The organism is Nonomuraea sp. NPDC049646, from assembly GCF_044465525.1.
GTDB lineage: Bacteria > Actinomycetota > Actinomycetes > Streptosporangiales > Streptosporangiaceae > Nonomuraea.
Genome location: NZ_JBITLU010000020.1, coordinates 110,490 through 133,599 on the forward strand (window position 1 = coordinate 110,490; position 23,110 = coordinate 133,599).

The window sequence follows — 23,110 nt, forward strand, 5'->3', positions numbered from 1 at the left end:
GTCAGCGCCTCCCCGTGGTGATGTTCAGGTCGAGCAGCGAGCTGGCGTCGTCCGGTGGACCGGGATCGGGGCCGGGGCCGGAGGCGCCGGCCGGGACCGGGTCGCGCGCCGGGTCACGGGCCGGGTCGCCGGCCGGGGCCGGGTCGCGCTCCAGCCACAGTCGCCTGCGCCGGAAGACCGGCGCGGGGGCGGGCTCGCGTTCCGGCCGCACGCCCGGCCGCGGGTCCGGCTCGCTCAGCACGAGGTGCGCGTTGGTGCCGCCGAGCCCGAACGAGCTCACGCCCGCGACCCTGGGCGAGGGCCAGTCCCGCGGCTCGGTGACGGGATCGAAGGGCGAGGCGGCGAAGTCGAAGCGCGGGTTGGGCCGCTCGCAGGACAACGTCGGCGGGATCCGCCCGTGCTCGACGGCCAGCGCCGCCTTGATCAGCCCGGCGATCCCGGCCGCGCTGAGCGTGTGCCCGATGTTGCTCTTGACGCTGCCGATCGCGCACGTTCCCGGGTCGCCGCCGCCCTCGGCGAACACCCGTGTCAGGGCGCGCAGCTCGATGGGGTCGCCGATGAGCGTGCCGGTGCCGTGCGCCTCGATCAGGCCGATCTCGGCAGGCGTGCGGCCGGCCGCCGCCAGGGCCCGGCGGACCACGTCGGCCTGGGCCTCGGGGTTGGGCGTGGTGACGCCCATGGTGCGGCCGTCGTTGTTCACCGCGACCGCCTCGATGACCGCGTGCACCCGGTCGCCGTCGGCCAGCGCCGCGCGCAGCGGCTTGAGCAGGACGACCCCGCACCCCTCCCCCGGCACGAAACCGTCGGCGCGCTCGTCGAACGTGTGACACCGTCCGGTGGGCGACAGCGCCTTGGCCGCGCTGAGCTGGAGGTAGTCGTTCTCGTCCAGGAGCACCTCCACCCCGCCCGCCAGGGCCACCTCGGCCTCCCCGGCGAGCAGGCTCTGCGCGGCGAGCTGCACGCCGACCAGCGAGGAGGAGCAGGCGCTGTCCACGACGAGGTTGGGGCCGCGCAGGTCGAAGTGGTGGGCGACCCTGGCCGCGATGAAGTTCTGGTCGGAGGCCAGCCCGCCCGGCCGGACGCCGACCCGGCGCCCGTAGTCGGACATGCGGGCTCCGGCGAACACCCCGGCCCGGCGTCCGCGCAGCTCGGCGGGGTCGTAACCGGCGTCGGCCAGGCAGGCGGCGCAGCACTCCAGGAACATGCGGATGGCCGGGTCCAGGGCGCGGGCCTCGTCCTCGCCCAGGCCGAAGTAGTCGTTGTCGAAGTCCTCGATGCCGTCGACGAAGCCGCCCCACTTGCTGATGCTGCGGCCGAGGGCCGGTTCGGGCGAGTACAGCTTCCGGTGGTCCCAGCGGGAGGCGGGCACCTCGCGCACGTCGCACCGGCCCTCGGTGAGGTTCCGCCAGAACGCGGCCACGTCCGGGGCGCCGGGGAACCGGCAGGCCATGCCGATGATCGCGATCCTGCGGTCCTCGGCGACACCGGGAGGGGCAGGCTCGGGGGCGTCCGGGCGGCTGACGGTCGGCGCGGGGGCTGCCGGGCGGTCGGCTTCCGGCTCGGGGGCGTCCGGGCGGTCGGCGTCGGGCTCCGGGACGCCCAGGCGGTCGCGGAGTTGCTCCAGCGTCGGGTAGTCGAGCAGCAGCGACGGTTCCAGGCTCTCCCCGAGCCGTTCCTCGATGCGCTGCACCAGCTCGGCCAGCATCACCGACTCGACGCCGAGGTCCCCGAACTCCGCCGTCGGGTCCAGCGCGTCCACGGGGATGCCGATCGTCTCGGAGAACAGCACGGCCAGCCAGTCCGGGCCCCCGGCGTCCCGCGCCGGCCCAGGAGCCGGACGGGCGGCGGCCGGACGGCGGCCGGCCCGCTCGGGCAGCCGGATCAGCGCCGGGACGTCCACGGACGCGCCGGACGGCGGGCACGGCAGCACGGTCGCGCCGCGCGGCAGCCCGATCACCCGGTCCAGCACCCGCAGCCCGTCCCGGTCGCCGAGGGACGCGAGCCCGACGGCCTCGCCGACGTTCGGCTTGCCGCGCGCCCCGCCGGACTCCCGCCACTGCGGCCAGTCGACCGACCGGAACTCGGTCCGCCCGGACCGCCGCCTGACCCCGGTGCAGTAGTCGAGGAAGGCGTTGGCGGCCGCGTAGTCGGCCACCCCGGCGGCCAGCGCGGGCACGGCGGCGCACACGGAGGAGAAGGCGACGAAGAAGGCCGGACGGTCCCCGGCGCAGGCTTCGTCCAGCGCCTCCAGCAGGTCGGCCTTGGGCGCGAGCACGGCCCGCAGGTCGTCCTCGGACTTGTGGGCCAGCGACGGACGGCCCTGGCTGGAGCGTCCCGCGCAGTGGACGACGCCGCCGATCGGGCCCAGCTCGCGGCGCACGCCGTCCAGGAAGGCGGCCACCCCGGACGGCGGCCCGGTGTGCACGACCACCCGGGCTCCCGCGCGTTCCAGGTCGAGGACGGTGGCGACGGCCTCCTCACCGGAGCCGTCCCATTGCTCGCGCGGCGGCAGCGGACGCACGCCGAGCAGGGCGAGCCGGCGCGCGCCGCGATCGGCCAGGTGGCGGGCCACCAGCGCGCCCAGCCCCCTGGTGCCGCCGCTTACGACGTAGACGGCCGCGGGATCGAGCCGCGGCTCGGCGTACGGCGCGGACAACTCCCGCAGATCCGGACGGAACCGCTCGCCGTCGCGGTAACAGACCTCCCCGTACGGCTCGTCGGCCGCCCATTCGGCGCGGATCTGCGCGGCCGTGGGCCGGTCGCTGTCCAGCACCGTGGCCGTCACCGACGGGTACTCGGCGGCGAGCATCCGCACGAACCCCGCCATCCGCGCCCCCGCCAGGCTCGGCGACGCGCCGCCGAGGTCCAGCAGGCCGCTGGTCACGTGCAGGATCCGGAGCGGGCGGCGCCGGGCCAGGGCGTCCCGCAGGACGGCGAGCCGGTCCAGCTCGCCCGCCGGGTCGGCCTCGCCCAGATCGCGCAGGTCGATCCAGCCGGTGAACTCCTCCGGGACGGGGTCGCCCGCGCCCACGGGCACGACCCGGTCGCCGAGCGAGCGCGCCAGCTCCTCGGAGGCGTCGCCGAACAGGCACACCACGGTCCCGTCGCCGAGCGTCCCGGGGTCGTGGGCGGGCTGCCCGGACGGCGTCCAGATCCGCTCGAAAAGCGGCACTTCGGCTGCGGCCGGTTCCCGGTCGCCCGAGACGGGTTCCCGGTCGCCCGAGACGGGTTCCCGGTCGCCCGAGACGGGTTCCCGGTCGCCCGAGACGGGTTCCCGGTCGCCCGAGGCGGGTTCCCGGTCGCCCGAGGCGGGTTCGAAGGGCCAGCAGCGCATCCGGTCGAACGGGTACGACGGCAGCCCCACCAGCCGCGCGCCCGGCGTCGGCGTCCAGTCCACGTGGCCGCCGTCCACCCAGTGCCGTCCCAGCTCCAGCAGGTCGCCGGGCCGTCCGGACTGCTGGTCGCCGGCCCGCCCGGACGGCGGGACGCCGGGACGGGTCCGGCCGCGCAGCACGTCGGCGGGCTCCGACCGGGCGAACCGCGCCAGCCGTTCGCACAGCTCAGCAACGTCCGCGACGACGAGGGCGAGCCGTTCGCGCAGCGGTTCCCGTCCGACCCGGAGGGTGTGGGCGACGTCGGCGAGGCTCTCGGGCGTCGCGCGCAGGTGGCCGGCCAGCCGGTCCGCCATGGCGCGCAGCCGCCGCTCGTCGTGGGCCGACAGCACGATGAGCTGCGGCCCGGCGTCGGGCGTGCCGGTCGCGGCGGGCTGGGCGGGCGGGGCCTCCTCGATCACCGCGTGCGCGATCGTCCCGCCGGCGCCGAACGAGCTGAGGCCCGCCCGCCGGGGCGCGCCGCCGGGCCCCGCGGGCCAGTCGGCCGCCTCCCGCTGCACGCGGAAGGGGATCTCGTCCCAGGCGATGTCCGGGTTGAGCTCGTCGGCGTGCAGGGAGGGCACGAGCCGCCGGTGCCGGAGCTGGAGCACGATCTTGGTGAGCCCGGCGATGCCGGCGCCCGACTCGACGTGCCCGAGGTTCGACTTGACCGAGCCGATCGGGATGCTGCCCGGCGCGACCCCCGCCTGCCCGAACACCCGCATCAGGGCGTTGATCTCGATGGGGTCGCCGAGCGCGGTGCCCGCGCCGTGGCATTCCAGGTAGCCGATGTCTGCCGGGTCCACGCCCGCGTCGGCGAGCGCGCGGGCGACGAGCTCGCCCTCCTCGACGGGGCTCGGCACCACCCAGCCGTTCGTCCGGCCCGAGTGCACGACGGCGGTGCCCCTGATCACGGCGTGGATGCGGTCGCCGTCCGCCTTGGCCCTGGACAGCGGCTTGAGCAGGACGACCCCGGCGCCCTCGGCGGGCACGAAGCCGTCGCCGCCCGCGCCGAAGCTGTGGCAGCGCCGGTCACCGGCGGTGAGCCGCATGCGGGCGTGCTGGACGAACTTGTTCGGGTGCAGGTTGAGGTTGACGCCGCCGGCGATCGCCAGCTCGCACTCCCCCTGGCGCAGCGACCGGACCGCGAGGTGCAGCGCGGCCAGCGACGACGAGCACATCGTGTCGACCGACATGCTGGGCCCCTTGAGGTCCAGGTGGTAGGAGACGCGGTTGGCCACGCCGCCGAGGGTCGCGCCGGTGTCCTGGGGCGTGCCGCGCAGGCTCTGCTCGACGCCGAAGAACGGGTACTCGTTGTACATCACGCCCGCGTAGACGGCGACGTTCGAACCGTGGCGGTCGCGCAGGCGGGTGCGCGGGTAGCCCGCGTCCTCCAGGGCCTCCCAGGTGACCTCCAGGAAGACGCGCTCCTGCGGGTCCATGAGGGCCGCGTCGCGCGGGGTGATGCCGAACAGCAGCGGGTCGAAGTCGGTGACGCCGTCGAGGAAGCCGCCCCACATGAGGTCCACGGGCCAGCCGTCGCGGGTCCTGTCGGCGGGGACGCGGGAGAGGGAGTGCCGTCCGGCGGCCAGGTTCTCCCAGAACGCGCCCAGGTCGGGGGCGTCGGGGTAGCGCCCGGCGATCCCGATGACGGCGATCGCGCCGTCATCGGCGCTGTCCGGCCCGGCCGAGCGCGGCCCGGTGCGGTCGGCCCGATCGGCCCGGACGGCCCGATCGGCCCGGACGGCCCGATCGGCCCGGACGGCCCGATCGGTCTGGACGGTCGGATCCGGCTGGTCCGGCTCGTTCGGCTGGTCCGGTTGGTTCGGTTGGTTCGGCTGGTCAGTTGGGCGCGGGGGCGGGGCGGGGGTTCTGGCGGACAGTGCGGCGGCGACGCCGGCCAGGTCCTTGTGCTCGAAGAAGAGCGTGCGCGACCGCTCGCCCAGGTCCCGCTCCAGCCGCGCGTTGAGCTCCACGATCTGGGACGACGTCAGCCCGTACTGCTCCAGCGGCACCCGCGTCCCCAGCCGGTCGGCGTCGATGCCCGAGACCTCGGCGTAGACGCCCTTGAGGTAGTCCTCCATGTCGTCGGCGGCGGCCTCCGGCGCGACCGGCTCCGCCCGTTCGATCCAGTACGGCTCGGCCTCGAACGGGTAGGACGGCAGCGCGACCCGCACGGGCGGCTCCGGCCAGAACCGGGCCCAGTCGACGTCCTGCCCGGCCACCCAGGCGGCCGCCGCCCCGGCCTCTGAACCGGCCGCTGAACCGGCCTCTGCGCCAGCCCGTGTGCCGGTCGGGCGGTCGCCGGAGCCTTCGGTGAGCACGGACGGGTGCGTCCTGCCCGCCGCGAACGCCTCCAGCCCCTCCCGCAGCCCGTCCGCGTCACGGCAGACGACGGCGAGCCGGTGCGCGAGGGCTGCGCGCCCGGTCTGGGTGGTGTAGGCGATCCGGCGCACGTCCCGCTCCCCGGCCTCGGCCAGGCGGCGGGCGGCGGTCACCAGCCGTTCCCGGGTCGCGGCGGAGACCAGGACGGCATGCTCCCGGCCGTCCCCGGCCGCGCCGCCCGGAGTCCCCTCGGGCGTGCTGCCGGGGGTCCTCTCGGCCGCGCTGCCCGAGCTCTCATCCGGCGCGCTTCCCGGGGTCTCCTCGGGAAGGGGCGCGCGGACGACGGCGTGGGCGTGCGTGCCGGTCGCGCCGAAGGCGTTGATCAGCGCCCGCCGCTCGCCGGTCCACGGCTGCGGCTGCTCCGGCACGGTGACCGCGTCGGTGGGCGGCTCGGCGAGCAGGGTGGGCGCCAGCCGTCCGTGCCGGAGCTGCAGCAGCACCTTGGCGAGCTGGGAGGCCCCGGACGCGGCTTCGAGGTGGCCGATGTTCGGCTTGAGCGTGCCCGCCGCGACGGGCTCGGCCCGCTCGCCGAAGACCTCGGCCAGCGCCTCGGCCTCGGCCGCGTCGGCCAGCACCGCGCCGGCCGCCGCGCACTCGACGTAGGAGACGTCGCCGGGCCCGGCCCCGGCCCGCTCCAGGGCGCCGCGCATGGACGCCGCCATGGCCTCGGCGCTCGGCGCGGTGAACCGCCCGGTACGTCCGGTGTGCGCGACCCAGGTGGCCTCGACCACGCCGTGGACGGCGTCCCCCGCCCGGACGGCGTCCGCGACGGGCCGCAGCAGGAAGGAGCCGACGCCCTCGCCGACGGTCCAGCCGGGCCGGTCGGGGTCGAAGGCGGCGGCGCCGGCCTCCTCGGCCAGCAGGCCCAGCCCGGCCAGCAGCCCGGCGTGGTAGGGGTCGGCGAGCAGGTTGACGCCCGCGACGACGGCCGCGTCGCAGTCGCCCGTACGGATGGCCTGGGCGGCCAGGTGCAGGGCGGTCAGCGTGGACGAGCACGACGTGTCCACGGCGATGCTCGGCCCGGTGAAGCCGAAGAAGTACGAGACGCGGTTGACCATGTCGGACGCGGTCGCCGACACCACGGCCGGGCCGCCCGCGCGCCAGGCGGCGGCGCCCGCGTGCTGGTAGTCGTGCCACATCGAGCCGACGAAGACGCCCACCCTGGGAGCGGTCGCGTGCAGCGAGCCGGGGGTGTGACCGGCGTGCTCCAGGCACTCCCAGACGCTGTGCAGCAGGAGCCTGAGCTGCGGGTCGAGCGTCGCGGCCTCCTTCGGCGAGATGTGGAAGAGCAGGCTGTCGAAGCGGTCGATGTGCTCCAGGTAGCCGCCGGGACGCTCACCCCTGGGGCTCGGGCCCAGGCTGCGGGCGCCGGTGCTGAGGTTGCGCCAGAAGCCGTCCAGGTCGTCGGCGCCGGGGTAGCGTCCGGCCATGCCGATCACGGCGAGCCCGCCCGGCCGCTCGTCGGGCACCGGCTCCCCCCGCCGGGCCGCCTCGGTGCGCTGGGCGGCCTCGGTGCGGGGTGCGGGCTCGGTGCGCTGGGCGGGCTCGGTGCGCTGGGTGGGCTCGGTGTGAGGAGCGGGCTCGGGGCGGGGGGTCGGTTTCGGGTCCGGGGTGGCGAAGACGGGGGTGGCGTCGCCGGTCGCGTACTCGGCGGGGCCGCCCAGGAACGCCTGGAGGAAGCGGTGGCCGTCGTCCAGGTCGAACTGGTCGCGCACCTGGTCGAAGGCGACCTCGCCGATGGGGCACAGCCCGATGCCGCAGGCCGCCTGGCCGGTCATCAGGAGCTGGCCGAGGTAGCCCGCCTCCAGGGTCAGGTAGCGCAGGCTCTGCTCGCCGTACAGGGGCTCGATGCCCTTGGTCTGGCCGATGAGGTAGAGGCTGAAGCCGGCGCGGTCGTACAGGTCGCGGTTGTAGACGAAGTGGGCCGTACGGTCGAGCTCGGGGCGGCCGTTCACGAGCTGGAGCGCGTGCTCGACCGGGTTGTAGTAGTAGATCCCCTCGGCGACCCCGCTGATCGCGCCCTTGGCGACGTGCAGGTACGCCTGCACGGCGTAGGTGTCCCCGGCCGACGGGTACAGGTGACGCGCGCGGTCGCCGAGCCGCCGTTCGCGCAGCAGCCCGAGCAGCCGGCACAGCGACCGGTACGGCAGCGAGCCGGGCGCGAAGTCGCGCACGCTGGCCCGCCAGGCGAAGTGCTCCTCGGGCACGTCCAGGCGGTCGAGGCGGATGAGGCTGGCGTCGGGCTCCAGCGGGCGCAGGTTCCATCGGCCCGCCTTGAACGCCTCCCGGTCCTCGGGCGAGAAGAAGTCGACCTCCCCCGGCCCGTCCGCCTCGCCCCCGGCCCGCACGGGCTGCTCAAGAGGCTGCTCGACGGGCTCACCAGCGGCGGGCTCATCGGTGGCGGGCTCATCGGTGGCGGGCTTCTCCGTGGCGGGCTTCTTCGTCGCGGGCTCGCCGGCGGGGGCGCCGACGACGGCGGCGATGCCGGTGACGGTCGGGTTCTCCAGCAGCAGCGCCACCGGCACCCGCCTGCCGTACCGCTTCCGCAGGGCCTTGGAGACCTGGACCATGGTGAAGGAGGTGACGCCCTGGTCCCACAGGTCCTGGCCGGGATCGACCTCCTCGACCCCGATCAGCTCGGCGAACAGCTCGGCGATCTCCGCCACCGTCCGCCCCGCCACCTCGGGCTCGGGCTCGGGCTCGGGCTCGGGTTCCGGCTCGGGCTCCGGCTCGGGGGCGCGGTCGGTGAGCGGCCACGGGAGGGCGTCCCGGTCCAGCTTGCCGTTGGAGGTGGCCGGGAACGTGCTGACGAACGCCACGTGGTTGGGCACCATGTACGCCGGCAACGTCCCGGCCGCGTGCGCCCGCAGCTCCCCGACGTCCGGCTCCGCGCCCTCGGCCATCACGTACGCGACCAGCTTCCGCTCCCCCGACCGGTCGTCGCGGGCCAGGACGACGACGTCCCGCACGCCCGGATGCTGCCGCAGCCGGTGCTCGATCTCGCCCAGCTCCACCCGGAACCCGCGGATCTTCACCTGGTTGTCGGCCCGCCCGAGGAACGTGATGTTGCCGTCGGGCAGCAGCGCGGCCCGGTCGCCGGTCAGGTACATGCGCCCGCCCGCGAACGGGTCCGGCACGAACCGCTCGGCGGTCAGCTCGGGCTGGTTGCGGTAGCCGAGGCTCAGGCACCTGCCGCCGATGAACAGGTCGCCCTCCACCCCTTCGGGGCAGGGCCGCCGGTCCTCGTCGAGGATGTAGTAGAGGGCGTCGTCGATCGGCCGCCCGTACGGGATGCTCCGCCACGACGGGTCGACCTCGCCCACCTCGAACCAGTTCGACCAGACGGTGGCCTCGGTCGCGCCGCCCAGGCTGACCACCCGCGCCCGCGGGAAGGTCGCGCGCACGGCGTCCGGCAGCGGCAGCGGCGTGTAGTCGCCGCTGAGGAAGACCAGCCGCAGGTCGCCGGTGCCCTCCCCGCCCTGCCGCTCGGCGAGCAGCGGGGCGAGCTGGTTGAGCGTGGTGGGCGCGGAGTTCCAGAACGTGATCGGCTCGTCGATGAGCACGTCCAGCAGCAGTTCGGGGTCGCGCTGCTGGCCCTCGTCGGCGATGTAGAGCGAGGCGCCCCGGCCGAGCAGGCCGAAGATGTCGAACACCGACAGGTCGAAGCCGAGCGAGGTGACGCACAGCCCGACGTCGGAGGCGTCGAAGCCGAAGGTGCGGTAGCACCAGTCGAGCAGGTTGAGCAGCGGCCGGTGGCTGACCTCGACGCCCTTGGGCTTGCCGGTGCTGCCCGAGGTGAAGATCACGTACGCGAGGTCGTCCACGGTGCCGGCGAGGGGCGGGTCACCGCGGTCGTCGCCGCGATCGTCGGGGCCGGTGTCCAGCTCGACGGCGCGCACGCCCTCGGGCACGGCCCAGCCGGGCGTCCCCGCGCAGGTGAGCACGAGCCCGGCGGCGGCGTCGTCCAGCATGACGGCGGCCCGCTCGTCGGGCAGGGACGGCTCCACCGGCAGGTAGGCGCCGCCCGCCTTGTGTATCCCGAGGACGGCGGCCACCATGTCGGGCCCGCGGCACAGGCGCACGGCGACCACCGTCCCCGGCCCCACGTCCAGCTCCTTCAGCCGCCAGGCGACGGCGTTGGCGCGCCGGTTCAGCTCCCCGTACGTCATGGTGCCGCCGGCGTGCCGCAGCGCGACCGCGTCGGGGCGGGCGGCGGCCTGCCGCTCGAACAGCCGGTGCGCGGGGCGCAGCCGGTCCTCGAAGGCCGCGAACAGCTCGGCGAGGTCGGGGAACTCCGGCTCCAGCGCGTCCCAGTGGTAGTGCAGCCGGTCGCCCTCCCTGATGACGATGCAGTCGAGCGCGACGTCCGGGGTGTAGGTCATCCAGGGCCCGGCCTCGACGCCGTCCGGCAGGGGGTGCTCGGTCAGGTCGAGGGTGCTGGTGTAGACGACGGGGAAGGCGTAGGCGCGGCGGCGGCGTTCCTTCATGACGTGGCCGCGCAGCGTGGCCAGGCCGGTCAGGGCGCCGTTCGCGGCGTCGGCGGCGATCCGGTCCGGGTAGGACTCGGCGTCGGTGACCCAGCTCAGGGCGGTGTGCTCGCCGGGGCGGCGCGGCTCGGACTCGGCGGTCCACCGCACCACGGACACGCTGAACGGATCGGCGAAGCGCCCGCGCAGCGCGCCGGCCAGGGCGGCGAAGACGGTCTCGTCGGACACCGCGGCGACGCTGCCGCTCAGCCGGACGCGGCGCGCGGGCGCAGTGGCCACCTCGGGCCCCGGCGGCAGGTCGCGGAACCGCTCGTCCCAGTAGCCCCCTTCGCGCGGACGTTCCGGGGCGGCCGGGGCCTCGGCGGGCGGGCGCGGCTCGGCGGACGGGTCGGCGTACAGCCGGAACAGCTCGCGCAGCACGATGTGGATGCTCCGGCCGTCCAGCACGGCGAGGTCGACGGCCACGTGCACCGTCTCGCCGCTGACCCGCAGCTCCCAGTGCGGCCAGCGGCCCAGCGGGAACGCCCGCCCGGCCATCTCCCCGGCCAGCTCCCCGAACTCGACGCCGGGGGTCTCGGGGATGCTCCAGTTCTCCGGCGCGTGCGGCCTGACCCGCAGCGTCCCGTCGTGGGTGACCTCCGAGCGCAGCGCGTCGTGCGCGGCCACCAGCCGCAGCCAGGCCCGTTCGAGCCGGTCCCGGTCCAGGTCGCGGACGTGGAAGCTGTGGTGGACCTGGCAGCCGTCGTACGGGTGCGAGCCGCCCGCGCGGGCCACGTAGTACGCCTTCTGCAGCTCGTTGAGCGGCCGGATCTCCTCCTCGCCGGTGTCGGCGGCCAGGGCGCGCAGCGCGTTGGTGAAGCGGGCGAACAGGACCTCCGGCTCGCCGGGCGCGAAGCAGCCGGGCACCAGGTCCCAGCGCACCCGCAGCTCGCCGTCGTGCTCCCACATCTGGTGGTCGAGCGCGACGCCGGAGGTCTGGCTCAGCGCGTACGTCACCGGCGGCACGGCCTCGTCCGGCCGGGCGTCCAGCAGGCTGGTGAAGACGACGGGCAGCGCCGTGCGCTCGCGCAGCTCCCGCATGACGGTCACGCCGGGGACGCCCGCGTGGCCGAGGTCGCTCCACAGCCGCCGGTGCACCTCCTGGACCGCCTCAGGGAGCGGCTCGCCGAGCGTGCTCCCGGCGGCGAACACGGCGGTGCCGGTGAACGGCCCGACCACCTCGTCCACCTCGCGCGGCAGCCAGGCCCGGCCGGTCGTGGTCAGGGCCAGGGAACAGTCCTCTCCCCTGCCGACCGTCTCGGCGAACAGGGTCAGCACCAGCGCGGTCGGCGAGACGTCCAGCTCGGCGGCCCTGGCGCGCAGGGCGCCCCACTGGGCGGCGGTCAGCGAGCCGGTCAGCGCGGAGCGCGGCGACCCGTCGGGCACGCCGGCGGCGGGGCCGGGCGGCAGGTCCGCCAGGCGCTCCCGCCAGTAGTCCAGGTCCTCCTGGTGGCGGGGGCCGCGCCGCTGGGCGTCCAGCGCGAGCAGGCAGTCGCGGACGGACAGCCCGCTCTCCTCCAGCGTGTGGCCGGGGTCGCGGTAGCAGCGCCACCAGTCGCGCAGCAGCACGTCGAGCCCGCGGCCGTCGGTGACGCTCGCGTCGATGCCGAAGTGCACGGTCCCGGGCGTGGTGACCTCGACGGCGAACGGCGGCCAGACGCCGGGCTCGTAACGCCGGTGCGCGAGGCGTTCGCGGGCGCCGGGCTCGTCCACCGGCAGGTCCCAGGAGGGGGCCTGCTCCAGGATCCGCTGGGTGCCGTCCTCGCCCAGCTCCAGGCGCAGGGCGTCGTGGTGGTCGACGACGCGTTGCCAGGCCGCGCGCAGGCGGGCGGGGTCCACGCCGGGCACCTCGAACTCGCGGTAGACCTGGCAGCCGACCGGGTCGGGGGTGGCGTCCTCGTCCGCGCCCATGACGTACGCCTGCTGCAGGGGCGTCAGGGGGAACGGCTCGTGCCGGTCGCCGGGGGCCCGGGTGATCGTCCCGCCGGTCACGGGGGTGTCGTGCTCCGCCGTCCCGGCCAGCTCGGCGATCCGCGCGGCCAGCTCGGCCGGCGTCGCGCAGCCGCCCAGCCGCTCCACGGGGAAGTCCAGCGAGAACTCCCGCTGGATCTCGAACCACACCCGTACCGCGGAGATCGAGTCGAGTCCGCTGTCCTTGAGTGAAGCGTCGGGGGTCAGCTCCGCACCGCCGGGCAGCACCTCGGCCAGCAGGCGGATGACCGTCTCCGTCACGCGCTCGTCGTGCTCCATGGGCCTCCTCCCTCACTGCGACGCTAGTGAGGACGGCGCGCGCTGCCTGCTCAAGACTGAGCAGGCAGCGCAAGGCGATCGGCCGTAACTTTCTGACCATGCCTGGTTCCTGGATAGCGGGCGGCGAGCCCAGAGCCGACGCCCGCATCAGACTGTTCTGCTTCGCGCACGCGGGAGGCGGGTCGGCGCTGTTCCGCAAATGGGACGAGCACCTGTCGCCGGACGTCGACGTCTGCCCGGTGGTGCTGCCGGGGCGCGAGTCGCGCCTGCGCGAGCGGCCCTACAACCGCATGGAGGAGCTCGTCGGGCCGCTGTCGGAGGCCGTCGAGCCGTACACCGACCGGCCGTTCGCGCTGTTCGGGCACAGCATGGGGGCCGTGGTGGCCTGGGAGACGGCCCGCCGCTTCCCGCCCGCGGTGCTGTTCGTGTCCGGACGCCGCGCGCCGCACCTGCCGACCCGCCGCCGCCGCTTCACCGACCTGTCGGAGGACGAGCTGCTGAGCGAGCTGGGCAAGCTGAACGGCACGCCGTCGGAGGTGATGGACCAGCGCAGCCTGCTGGAGGTGTTCCTGCCGGGCCTGCGCGCCGACTTCGAGCTGAACGAGTCGTACTCGCCGCTGCCCGGCCCGCGTCCGGACTGCCCGATCTCGGCGCTGACCGGCGACGCCGACCCGGAGGTCGACCCGGACGAGATCAGCGCCTGGGCCGAGGCCACCGGCGGCGGTTTCACGCTGCGCGTGTTCGGCGGCGACCACTTCTACCTCAAGGGCCCGCGGCCCGAGGTGCTGACGGCGGTCCAGGAGGACCTGAACCGCCATCTGCTCAACGGCTAGCCGTCCTTCAGCGGCTAGCCGTCCTTCAGCGGCTAGCCGTCCTCAGTGTCTAACCGTCCTTGGCCAGGTCGCGCAGCCGGGCTTCGAGCAGCCCGGCTGCGGCCTCCATCAGCCGGTCGGCGATGACGTCCACGTGCCTGGCCCGCCAGTCGGCCAGCTCCGTGCCCGCCACCCACCGGTTGAACGCGCCCATCGCCGGCCCGCAGTGGACCTGGTAGTCCACCTGCCGTCCGGCCTCGCCGCGCAGCGCCAGCCTGATCGTGTGCACGAAGTACCAGCGGAAGACGAGCGCCATCCGGTGCTTGGGGTCGCGCTCGGCGCGGGCCAGCTCGGCCGGCCGGCGCGCGGCCAGGAAGGCCCGGGTCTCCTCCCACACCTCCTCGAAGGAGCGGCGGAAGAATTTGTCCTGGATCGTCCGCCTGGTCCGCTCGTCGATCTCCTCCAGCGAGCCGTACTGGCGGTAGAGCTGGTAGAGCTTGTTGGCGCGGGCCGGGAACAGCGTGCCCTTCCTGGCGACCTGCACCTGCGCGCCCATCTCGAACATGTCGCCGGCCGGGGCGTAGGCGGTGTCCTGCACGTCGAGCCCGGCCAGCAGGTCCTTGACGGCGTCGGACGTCCCGGCCTGCGGGGTGCACTGGTTGACGCTGCCGGTGACGATGAAGTCGGCGCCGAGCACGAACGCGGCGGCGGCGGCCTCCGGTGCGCCGATGCCGCCGGACGCGCCGACCCTGATCCGCCGGGCGTAGCCGTGGGCGGCCATCTCCTCGTCGCGCAGCCGCAGGATCGCCGGCATCAGCGCGTACGGCGAGCGCCCGTCGGTGTGCCCGGCCGAGTCGGCCTCGACGCAGACGTCCGCGCTGACCGGCAGCTCCGCGGCGACCTCCGCCTCGGCCGCGCTCAGCGCCCCCTCCCGGACGAGCCGGTCCAGGACGGCCTGCGGGGCGGGCCGCATGAACGCGGCGGCGACCTCGGGCCTGGAGACCTTGGCCACCACGTGCCGGACGGCGACCGGCCGCCCGGCCGGGTCGCGGTGCGCGCCGCTGTAGCGGTAGCGGACGAGGGGCGCGGTGATGTGCGGGTAGGCGGCGGCCTCGACGTACCGCACGTCGCGGCGGAGCAGCAGGTCCACCGTCTCGCGTTCCAGGCCGTCCTCGTCGAAGCCGTAGAGCAGGTTCACGCCGTAGGCGCCGTCCGGGCCGAGGGCGGACTGGACGGTGTCGAGCGCTTCGGAGATCTGGTCCAGGGTGAGGCCGCCGGCGCCGAGGAAGCCCATCAGCCCGGCCCGGCCCATCCTGATCACCAGCTCGGCCGAGGCGATGCCCTTGAACATCGACCCGGCCAGGTAGGCGTGGCGGACGCGGTAGTCGGCGCGGAACTCGGCCGAGCCGAGCGCGATCCCGGCCTCCCGGACGGCGGCCGACTCGACCGGCTCCCGGACGGCGGGCGACTCGACCGGTTCCCGGACGGCGGGCGACTCGACCGGTTCCCGGACGGGTGGCCTGGCCGCCGGCTCGCGGGCGGCGGGCGTCTCCGCCGGCTCCTGGGCGACGGGCGTCTCCGCCGGCTCGGGCGGGTGGCGGCGGGTGACCGTCCACAGTTTGGTGAGCACGTCGCCGGGGCCGATCTCCTCCAGCTCGGACACGCCCTGGTCCATCAGGTAGCGCAGGCCGTCCACCCACCGCACCGGGTTGCAGATCTGGCGGCGCAGCAGCTCGGCCGCCTCGCCGGCCCGGTACGGGCGTCCGGTCACGTTGGAGATGACGGGCACCCGCGGCTCCTCGATGCGCACGCCGTCCAGCGCCTCGGCGAAGGCGTCGGCGGCCGGTTCCATGTAGCGCGAGTGCGAGGGCACGCTCACGCTCAGCGGCACCCACTTGCCGGGGCCGCCGCGGCTGAGCGCGTCCAGCTCGTCCTTGGGCCCGGCCAGGACGACCTGTTCCGGGGAGTTGTAGTTGGCGATGTCGACGCCGGTGCCCGCCAGCAGCTCCTCCAGCCGTTCCCGGTCGGCGCCGAGCACGGCGGCCATGGCGCCGCCGCCCGCTGCCGACATCAGCTCGCCGCGCCGCTTGACCAGGCCGAGCGCGGTCTCGAAGTCGAAGCAGCCGGCCGCGAACAGCGCCGCGTACTCGCCCAGGCTGTGCCCGGCCAGGTAGTCGGGCCGGCCGCCCTCCTCCTGCCGGGCGAGGAAGCTCAGCGCGTTGACCGTGAACAGGGCGGGCTGCACGTAGCGGGTCTCCCGCAGCCGCCTGGGATCGTCGCACAGCTCGGCGACGGAGTAGCCGAGGATCTCGTCGGCGCGGGCGCACAGGTCGGGGTACCGCTCCAGGACGCCCGCGCCCATGCCCTTGCGCTGCGACCCCTGACCGGGGAAAACCCACACGACGGACATCAGGCGCGTTCCTCTCTAGCGTTCCCAGGGGAATCTCTTCTCGGTCGCGTAGTCGACGAGCCTGCGTCGCACCTCGGGGCTGGACATGAGCCGGCCGAACTCCTTGACCGCCACCTGCTCGGTCTCGTCCGACAGGATCCACAGCTCGCGGAAGTAGCGCTTCATGTCCGTGACGATCGACCGGTCCAGCTTGGTCAGCCGGTAGGCCAGCCGCCGCACGAGCGCCTCCGGGTCGTCCGACACCTCGTCCACCAGGTGGAAGGCGGCGGCCTCCGCGGCGCTCACCGGCTGGGTGCTCAGCGTCATCGCGTACGCCTTCTGAAAGCCCGTGCGCCGGATCAGGAACGGCAGCACGCAGCACGGCAGCAGCCCCCACAACGCCTCGGGCAGGCTGAAGGTGCTGCGCTCGCTGGCGAAGACGAAGTCGCTGGCCGCGGCCAGGCCGACGCCGCCGCCGGCCACCCGGCCGTCCACCCGGGCCACCACCGTCACGGGCGTCTCGGTGAAGCGGCGCAGCAGGCCGTAGAAGGCCCGGCCGCCGTCGGCGACGTCGCTGCCGGCCGCCTCCTCCAGGTCCATGCCGGTGCAGAAGACGCCGTCGCCGCCCTCCAGCAGCAGGATGCGGCAGCCGGGCGCGCGCTCGGCCTCGTCCAGGGCGGCGCCCAGCTCGTCGATGGCGCGGTCGTCGATCGTCCGGCCGCGCAGCCGGTGCCGCAGGGTCGCCGAGGTCAGCTCCATCTGTACTCCCGGTGGAAGTCCGCGATGCGGTCCAGCACCAGCAGGCCGCGACCGCCGAAGGCGTCCTCGTACAGGTCGCCGTACGGTTTGGGGTCGAGCACGGCGTCCCGCACCCCGAAGGCGCGGTCGGCGCTCAGCTCGGTCAGCGCGTCCAGCTCCGCGACGCCGATCTCGCGCCGCTCGTCCAGCGCCCGGCCGATGCCGCTGCGGCCCTGGGCCGGGATCACGCCGCTGTAGAACTCCGACGCGCAGCCCGACCCGTACGAGAACAGCCCCGCCCGTTTCGGCGCGTCGAACGCGCCGTGGTCGATGAGCGAGCACAGCGCCAGGTAGAGCGCGGCCGAGTAGGTGTTGCCCACCCGCACGCCGTAGGCCAGCGACGGCGCGACCCGCGCCGCGAAGTCGGCCTCGATCTCCCGCGCCCCCATGCCCTTGAGCTTGCGCAGCAACATCCGGTGCGCGCCCTTCACCATCCCGGCGAACGGCGTGTGCAGCGCCAGGTAGTCGAAGGTGTCCACGATGTCGGCCCCGGCCACCCGCCGCCCGTAGGCCGCGAAGCACTCCTCGGCGCAGCGCATGTACGCCAGCAGCGACAGGTCCGGGTCGACCGCGTCGGTGTCGTGGCGCGGCCGGGCCGTGTCCATCACCTCGAAGGTGTGGTAGCCGCTGGCGCCGGGGTCGAGCCGCAGCACCCGCGCGTCCTCGCCGACCAGCATCGCCACCGCGCCGGCGCCCTCGGAGGGCTCCCAGTAGGTGGACTTGGCGGTGCCGCTGGCCGCGTCGGTGGCGATGGCCAGCGCCTTCACGCCGGGGATGGGGCTCGCGCCGACGACGGCGGCGGCGCACTGGAGCGCGGCCGTCCCGCCGTAGCAGGCGTGCTTGACCTCGAACGAGCGGCACGCCGGGTTCAGCCCGAGGTGGTGGTGGATGTAGGTGCTGATCGGCTTGCCGAAGTCGAGCCCCGACTCGGTGCCCACGACCAGCAGCTCGATCCGGTCCTTCTCCTCCGGGGCGAGCGCGTCGAGCAGCGGGCGGGCGGCGTTGACCGCGTTGGTGACCGGGTCCTCGCAGGGCAGGTTGACCGAGCGCTGCTCCATCATCAGGTTGCCGAAGCGGTTCACGTCCAGGCCGCGCGCGTCGAACAGCGCGCGGACGTCCGTGTACGCCCTGCCGACGTACGCGTTGATCGCCTCGATCCCGAGAGCCATGGCCTAGGGCACCATCAGGACGTCGTGGATGCTGGTGGGCACGAACAGCCGGTCCCACTGCCCGCCGCCGTGCCGTTCGGGGACCCGTTCCACGTCGTAGACCTCCTTGCGCATGCCCTCGCCGCGGTCCACCTCCCGCACGGCCTGGTAGTCGTCCAGCTCGCGCAGGTGGATGAGGGCGTGCAGGCGGTCCTGGCGGCCCCACGTCTGCTCGTAGATGAAGGCGGTGGCGCGGCCTTCGAGGTTGGCGTTGAGGTAGCGCGACCAGTCGTAGAGGAACTGCCGGCCCTCCTCGCGCAGCTCGTAGCGGGCGTCGGCGGTGCGCAGCACGATCGCCCCGGCGGTCGCCGAGTTGAGCTGCTCCCGCTGCGTGGTCTGGTACGTCGCGGGCGGCACGAACGTGCCCGGCACGTCGTGCACGTCGTCGGTGAACCCGTGCTGCGGGCACATGACGGTCTCCTGGAGACTGCCGTGGACGAACATCTTCTCCCAGTTGCCGCCGCCCTTCTTGGGCAGCCGGTCCTTGAGCGAGATCTGCTGGAACGCCTGGTCGTGGTCCACCATCTCGATGAGCTTGCTGTACTTCTCGGGGGACTTCATGTGCACGAACCAGTGCAGCCGCTCGCGTACGCCGAAGACCTCCTCGTAGCAGAAGGTCGTGGCGACGCCGGCCTGGGCGCGGTTCATGTAGTCGAGCAGGTCCACGCTGAAGTCGCGGCCCTCGCGGGCCATGCCGTACTCCAGCATCCCCACGCGGTGGATGATCAGGCCCGCGTTGCCCGAGTGCAGCAACTGGTCGGGGGGCAGGGTGGTCTGATACTGCGCCGGCTTCGTCATGCCCCGAATGTCGCCCACGGGCGCGGGAAGCTCCGCTCAATATTGAGCAGGCCCCCGGGGGTGTCCGCCGCGGGCGGGCTCAATATTGAGCAGCAGGACGACGGCCCGATCGGCCTAGCCTCTCCTGTGCCTGACATGCCTCTGGGAGCCCACGAACTGCTGGTCTTCATGCTGCAGCTGGGCCTGCTCCTCGGTCTCGCCGTCCTGCTCGGCCGGCTGGCCGTGCGCCTGCGCATGCCCGCCATCGTCGGCGAGCTGACCGTGGGCGTGCTGCTCGGCCCGTCGCTGCTGAACCACCTCGCCCCCGCCCTGAAGTTCACCCAGCTCCACCTGCTGGACGCGGTGGGCCAGGTCGGCGTCCTGCTGCTGGTCGCCATCACCGGCATCCAGCTCGACTTCGGGCTGGTCCGCCGGCGCGGCGCGACGGCCGTCAAGGTGAGCGTCGCCGGTCTGGTCGTGCCGCTGGCGCTCGGCGTGGGCGCCGGTTTCCTGCTGCCCGCCTCCCTGCTCGTCGAGGGCACCAGCGTGACCGTCTTCGCGCTGTTTCTGGGCGTGGCGACGTGCGTCAGCGCCATCCCCGTGATCGCCAAGACGCTGACGGACATGAAGCTGCTGCACCGCGACGTCGGCCAGCTCTGCCTGACCGCGGGGATGGTGGACGACGCCTTCGGCTGGTTCATGCTCTCGGTCGTCTCGGCCATGGCGACCACCGGCGTGCGCACCGGGCAGATCGTGCTGTCGCTGGTCTACCTGGCCGCGCTGGTGCCGTTCGCGCTGTGGGTGGGCCGGCCGCTGGTCCGCTGGACGATGCGGGCGGCCACCCGCTCGGCCGAGCCGGGCCCGGCCGTGGCCGCCGCCGTGGTGCTGGTGCTGCTGGCCGCCGCCGGCACGCACGCGCTCGGCCTGGAGGCCATCTTGGGGGCGTTCGTCTGCGGCGCGCTCATCGGGCGGTCCGGCCACGCCGACGCCGCGTGGCTGGCCCCGCTGCGCACGGTCGTCCTCAGCGTGCTCGCTCCCCTGTTCTTCGCGACGGCCGGCCTGCGCATGGACCTCACGCTGCTGTCCAGGCCGGACGTGCTGGCAGCGGCCGGGGTCGTGCTGGGGGTGGCGATCGTCGGCAAGTTCCTGGGCGCGTACCTGGGGGCGCTGCTGAGCCGGATGGGCGCGTGGGAGGCGTTCGCGCTGGGCGCGGGCATGAACGCGCGCGGCGTCATCGAGGTGATCGTGGCGATGGTCGGCCTGCGCATCGGCATCATCGACACGGCGATGTACACGATCGTGATCGTCGTCGCGATCGTCACCTCGCTCATGGCGCCGCCGATCCTGCGCGTCGCGATGAGACGCGTCGAGCTCACCGCCGAGGAACGCCTGCGCCGGGCCGAGCAGGAGCAGCTCGTCGAGCCCGGCCGCCGGGGCTGACCCTATCGGGGGACGACGATCGCCGTGGCCAGCAGCCCGGGGGCGGCCGTCCAGCGGCCCGCGAACTCCGCCAGGGGGGCGTCCGGCGGCAGCAGCCGGGCTCGGAAGCGGCCGTCGAGGGAGAAGGCGAGGGAGCCGTCGTGGAACCCCAGCCACTCGCCGGTCAGCGGGAACCAGGCCTTGTAGACCGACTCCTTGGCGCTGAACAGCAGCCGGTCCCAGCAGGTGCCGGGACGCAGGGCGCGCAGCTCGCGGACCATCGCGGCCTCCTCGGGCCTGGCCACCATGCGGAAGACGCCTTCGGGGAGCGGTTCGTGGGGTTCCGCGTCGATGCCGATGCTGCGCACGTCGCCGGCGTCGGCCACGGCCGCCGCGCGGAACCCGGCGCAGTGCGTCATGCTGCCCACCGCGCCCGCCGGCCAGCGCGGCGCGCCGCGCCGGCCGGGGACGATGGGCGCGGGCGGGATGCCGAGCGCCGCCAGCGCCTCGCGGGCGCAGTGGCGGACGGTGGCGAACTCGCGCCGGCGTTTGGCGACCGCCTTCCTGACGGCGTGCCGCTCCTCGGGGAAGAGCCGCACGCCGGGCGGGTCGCCGTAGGCGGTGGAGACGGCGACGTTGTCCGGGACGAGCGTCTCGATCATCGAGTGTCCCTCCTCCTGGGCCTGCGGGTGCCCCTGCGTCTACCCACAGGCCGCCGTCGTCACCGCTCGGCGGCGAGCGGTTCGAGCACGAGGACGGGGATCCGGCGCTCGGTCCTGGCCTGGTAGCCGGCGTAGTCGGGGTAGGCCGCCACCGCCCGCCGCCACCAGGCGTCCTTCTCCTCCCCCGACACCTCGCGCGCCCGGTACACACCGGTCGCCGTGCCGTCCTGGAGCTCGACGACGGGCTCGGCGAGCACGCTCGCATACCACTGGGGGTTGACCGGGGCGCCGCCCAGGGACGCGACGGCCGCGTAGCGCCCCTCGTGCTCGACCCGCATGACCGGCGTCCTGCGCAGTTTGCCGGTCTTCGCGCCCCGGTAGGTCATCAGCACGACGGGCCGGTCCTTGATCGTGACGCCGTCGGTCGTGCCGGTGCGCATGATCTGCTCGACGTGCTCGCGGACCCAGTCCGCGGCGCTGGGCTCGTACTCGCCGGTCGGTCCCTGACCGGCCCGCCGCGCCGCCTCGTGCCGCCGGCCGGGGCGCCTGTCCACGTTGTCGGTGAGGGTGTTGATCAGGGCGGGCAGGCCGGCCACCGTCTCGGCCGGCAGCCCGGCCACGGTCTCCTCGGCCAGGTCGCACCAGAGCCGCTTCACCTGGTCGGCCAGCGCCCGGCCGCTGTCGGTGAGCTCGACCACGCTGGCCCGCCTGTCGGACGGCGCCGGCGTGCGGCGGATGTGGCCGGAGGCCTCCAGCTTGCGGGTCATGAGCGTCACGCTGGGCGGCTCGCAGCCGAGCGCCTCGCTGAGCTGCGCCTGGATCCTCGGCCCGGTGCGGGCGAGTTCGAGCAGGAGCGCCTCCTGCCCGGGATGCAGGCCGAGCGGCGCCAGCAGGGCGGCGGCCCTGGCGCGGTGGCGCAGGCTCAGCAGGCGGATCGCCTGGTTGACGGCGTCGGCTTGCGCGAAGTCCATGATCGCTCCTTGACGGAAATTAGTTATCTGCATAATAGTTATTCGCGTAACCAAATCCTACACGGCCGGGCACCGCCCGCAGAAGCCGGGATCACGTAGAGCCCCCGACGCGGTGCGTCCATCGGGCCAAGCGGACAAGAACGGAACACCTCATGACGAGCATCGGCGCCGCCGCCCGGCGGGCTGCCCCGCGGACCATCCCGTCCTGGCTGATCCTGGCACTGGCCTGCGCCGGCCAGTTCATGGTCATCCTGGACGCCTCCATCGTGAACGTCGCCCTCCCCGCGATCCGCGCGGAGCTGGGCTTCTCCCCCACCGGGCTCGCCTGGGCGGTGAACGGCTACCTGCTCGCCTTCGCCGGCTTCATGCTCCTGGGCGGCCGGGCCGCCGACCTGTTCGGCCCGCGCCGGACGCTGGTCGCCGGGCTGCTGCTGTTCTCCGCCGCCAGCCTGGCCGCCGGCCTGGCGACCGCGGCGGAGGTCCTGGTCGCGGCCCGCGTGGCCCAGGGCGCCGGAGCCGCCATGATGGCCCCCGCCACGCTGGCCGTGATCAACACGTACTTCACCGAGCCGGGCGCGCGGGCCAGGGCGTTCGGCGCCTGGTCGGCCGCGGGCGGCGTCGGCGGGATGATCGGCGCGGTGGCCGGCGGCGCCATCACCACCGGGCTGTCGTGGCGCTGGGTCTTCCTGATCAACGTGCCGGTCGGCGCGCTGCTGATCGCCGTGGCCCTCGCGGCGCTGGTCACCGTGCGCGGCGCGCGGCGCGAGCCGCTCGACCTGGCCGGCGCGGTCACCGGCACCGCCGGGCTGGCGGCGCTGGTCTACGGGGTCATGCAGAGCGCCGAGCACGCCTGGTCGTCCGGACGGGTGCTCGTGCCCGTGCTCGCCGGCCTGCTGCTGCTGGCCGCCTTCGTCGTGGTCGAGGCGCGCTTCGCCGGGCGGCCCATGCTGCCCCTGCGGCTGCTCCGGATCCGGGGCGTGGCCGTCGGGAACGGCATGCTGCTGCTGTTCGGCGGGATCACCATCGCGATGTGGTACTTCACGTCGCTGCTCCTGCAGAACGTCCTGGGCTTCAGCGCGCTGCTGGCGGGGCTCGGGCAGACGCCGGCGGCGGTGACGTTCATGCTGGTCGCACGGGCGTCGGCGGCCCTGCTGCCGCGGGCCGGCGCGCGTGCGCTGACGCTCGGCGGCGGCGCGCTCCTCGTGGCCGGGTTCGGCTGGCTGTCGCCGGCGCAGGCCGGCAGCGGCTACCTCACCGGCGTCCTCGGGCCCACGCTGCTCGTCGCGGCCGGCATCGGGCTGACCTTCCCCACCCTCATGGCCGCGGCGACCGCCGAGGCGCCCGAAGGCGCGGCGGGCGTCGTCGGGGGCCTGGCGAACACCACGAGCCAGGTGGGCTCGGCGATCGGCCTGGCGGTCCTCGCGACGGCCGCGGGCTCTTCCGAAGCGCTCGCCGACGGCTACGGCCTGGTCTTCCTCATCGCGGCCGGGCTCGGCCTGGCCCTCGCGGCCGGCGGCTTCCTGCTGCCGCGCCGCGCCTGAT

At 74.6% G+C, this 23,110-nt stretch carries 10 protein-coding genes; 3 read left to right on the top strand and 7 right to left on the bottom strand.

All coding sequences use genetic code 11. The annotated features are described in order from the left end of the window. Position 1 precedes the first annotated feature (1 nt). Positions 2 to 12,532 carry an amino acid adenylation domain-containing protein gene (locus ACIBQ8_RS42565; RefSeq protein ID WP_397194952.1) on the bottom strand — a complete coding sequence of 4,177 codons (12,531 nt, stop codon included), beginning with the start codon at positions 12,530 to 12,532 and terminating at the stop codon, positions 2 to 4. Between the two features lie 98 nt (positions 12,533 to 12,630). On the opposite strand from ACIBQ8_RS42565, the gene ACIBQ8_RS42570 reads away from it, so the two are divergent. Continuing rightward, entirely contained in the window at positions 12,631 to 13,365 is a 735-nt protein-coding gene (locus ACIBQ8_RS42570; RefSeq protein WP_397194953.1) for a thioesterase II family protein, read from the top strand. A gap of 49 nt (positions 13,366 to 13,414) precedes the next feature. Here the strand turns inward: ACIBQ8_RS42570 and fabD are convergent, their stop codons facing one another. The 4 genes from fabD to ACIBQ8_RS42590 are packed head-to-tail and all read right to left on the bottom strand — an operon-like array spanning position 13,415 to position 18,537. Next, positions 13,415 to 15,754 (bottom strand): ACP S-malonyltransferase, encoded by a 2,340-nt coding sequence (fabD, locus tag ACIBQ8_RS42575; protein ID WP_397194954.1) that lies wholly within the window; start codon positions 15,752 to 15,754, stop codon positions 13,415 to 13,417. A 15-nt stretch (positions 15,755 to 15,769) separates the two neighbouring features. Beyond that, on the bottom strand, positions 15,770 to 16,492 hold the full coding sequence (locus tag ACIBQ8_RS42580; RefSeq protein ID WP_397170821.1) for an enoyl-CoA hydratase-related protein: 723 nt from the start codon (positions 16,490 to 16,492) through the stop codon (positions 15,770 to 15,772). Further along, complete coding sequence (locus ACIBQ8_RS42585) at positions 16,483 to 17,700, bottom strand: hydroxymethylglutaryl-CoA synthase family protein (RefSeq protein ID WP_397170820.1); 1,218 nt, start codon at positions 17,698 to 17,700, stop codon at positions 16,483 to 16,485. The genes ACIBQ8_RS42580 and ACIBQ8_RS42585 overlap by 10 nt, the downstream gene beginning before the upstream one ends. A 3-nt stretch (positions 17,701 to 17,703) precedes the next feature. Next, a complete protein-coding gene (locus tag ACIBQ8_RS42590; RefSeq protein ID WP_397194955.1) occupies positions 17,704 to 18,537 on the bottom strand; it encodes a DUF6039 family protein in 834 nt (277 codons plus the stop codon). Between the two features lie 135 nt (positions 18,538 to 18,672). Here ACIBQ8_RS42590 and ACIBQ8_RS42595 point away from each other — a divergent pair, with 135 nt between their 5' ends. Then, positions 18,673 to 19,956, top strand: a complete 1,284-nt coding sequence (locus ACIBQ8_RS42595; protein ID WP_397170816.1) for a cation:proton antiporter — start codon at positions 18,673 to 18,675, stop codon at positions 19,954 to 19,956. A gap of 2 nt (positions 19,957 to 19,958) precedes the next feature. Here the strand turns inward: ACIBQ8_RS42595 and ACIBQ8_RS42600 are convergent, their stop codons facing one another. Then, positions 19,959 to 20,597 carry a 4'-phosphopantetheinyl transferase gene (locus ACIBQ8_RS42600; protein ID WP_397170815.1) on the bottom strand — a complete coding sequence of 213 codons (639 nt, stop codon included), beginning with the start codon at positions 20,595 to 20,597 and terminating at the stop codon, positions 19,959 to 19,961. Positions 20,598 to 20,656: 59 nt separating this feature from the next. Beyond that, entirely contained in the window at positions 20,657 to 21,568 is a 912-nt protein-coding gene (locus ACIBQ8_RS42605; RefSeq protein ID WP_397194956.1) for a nitroreductase/quinone reductase family protein, read from the bottom strand. A gap of 152 nt (positions 21,569 to 21,720) precedes the next feature. Here ACIBQ8_RS42605 and ACIBQ8_RS42610 point away from each other — a divergent pair, with 152 nt between their 5' ends. Further along, positions 21,721 to 23,109 (top strand): MFS transporter, encoded by a 1,389-nt coding sequence (locus ACIBQ8_RS42610; RefSeq protein ID WP_397194957.1) that lies wholly within the window; start codon positions 21,721 to 21,723, stop codon positions 23,107 to 23,109. Position 23,110 lies beyond the last annotated feature (1 nt).

Coding starts and splice junctions, on each gene's coding strand:
- ACIBQ8_RS42600 (WP_397170815.1), bottom strand. CDS start 20,597: ATGATCGAGACGCTCGTCCCGGACAACGTCGCCGTCTCCACCGCCTAC.
- fabD (WP_397194954.1), bottom strand. CDS start 15,754: ATGTCCGTCGTGTGGGTTTTCCCCGGTCAGGGGTCGCAGCGCAAGGGC.
- ACIBQ8_RS42570 (WP_397194953.1), top strand. CDS start 12,631: ATGCCTGGTTCCTGGATAGCGGGCGGCGAGCCCAGAGCCGACGCCCGC.
- ACIBQ8_RS42595 (WP_397170816.1), top strand. CDS start 18,673: ATGCCTCTGGGAGCCCACGAACTGCTGGTCTTCATGCTGCAGCTGGGC.
- ACIBQ8_RS42580 (WP_397170821.1), bottom strand. CDS start 16,492: ATGGAGCTGACCTCGGCGACCCTGCGGCACCGGCTGCGCGGCCGGACG.
- ACIBQ8_RS42605 (WP_397194956.1), bottom strand. CDS start 21,568: ATGGACTTCGCGCAAGCCGACGCCGTCAACCAGGCGATCCGCCTGCTG.
- ACIBQ8_RS42610 (WP_397194957.1), top strand. CDS start 21,721: ATGACGAGCATCGGCGCCGCCGCCCGGCGGGCTGCCCCGCGGACCATC.
- ACIBQ8_RS42585 (WP_397170820.1), bottom strand. CDS start 17,700: ATGGCTCTCGGGATCGAGGCGATCAACGCGTACGTCGGCAGGGCGTAC.
- ACIBQ8_RS42590 (WP_397194955.1), bottom strand. CDS start 18,537: ATGACGAAGCCGGCGCAGTATCAGACCACCCTGCCCCCCGACCAGTTG.
- ACIBQ8_RS42565 (WP_397194952.1), bottom strand. CDS start 12,532: ATGGAGCACGACGAGCGCGTGACGGAGACGGTCATCCGCCTGCTGGCC.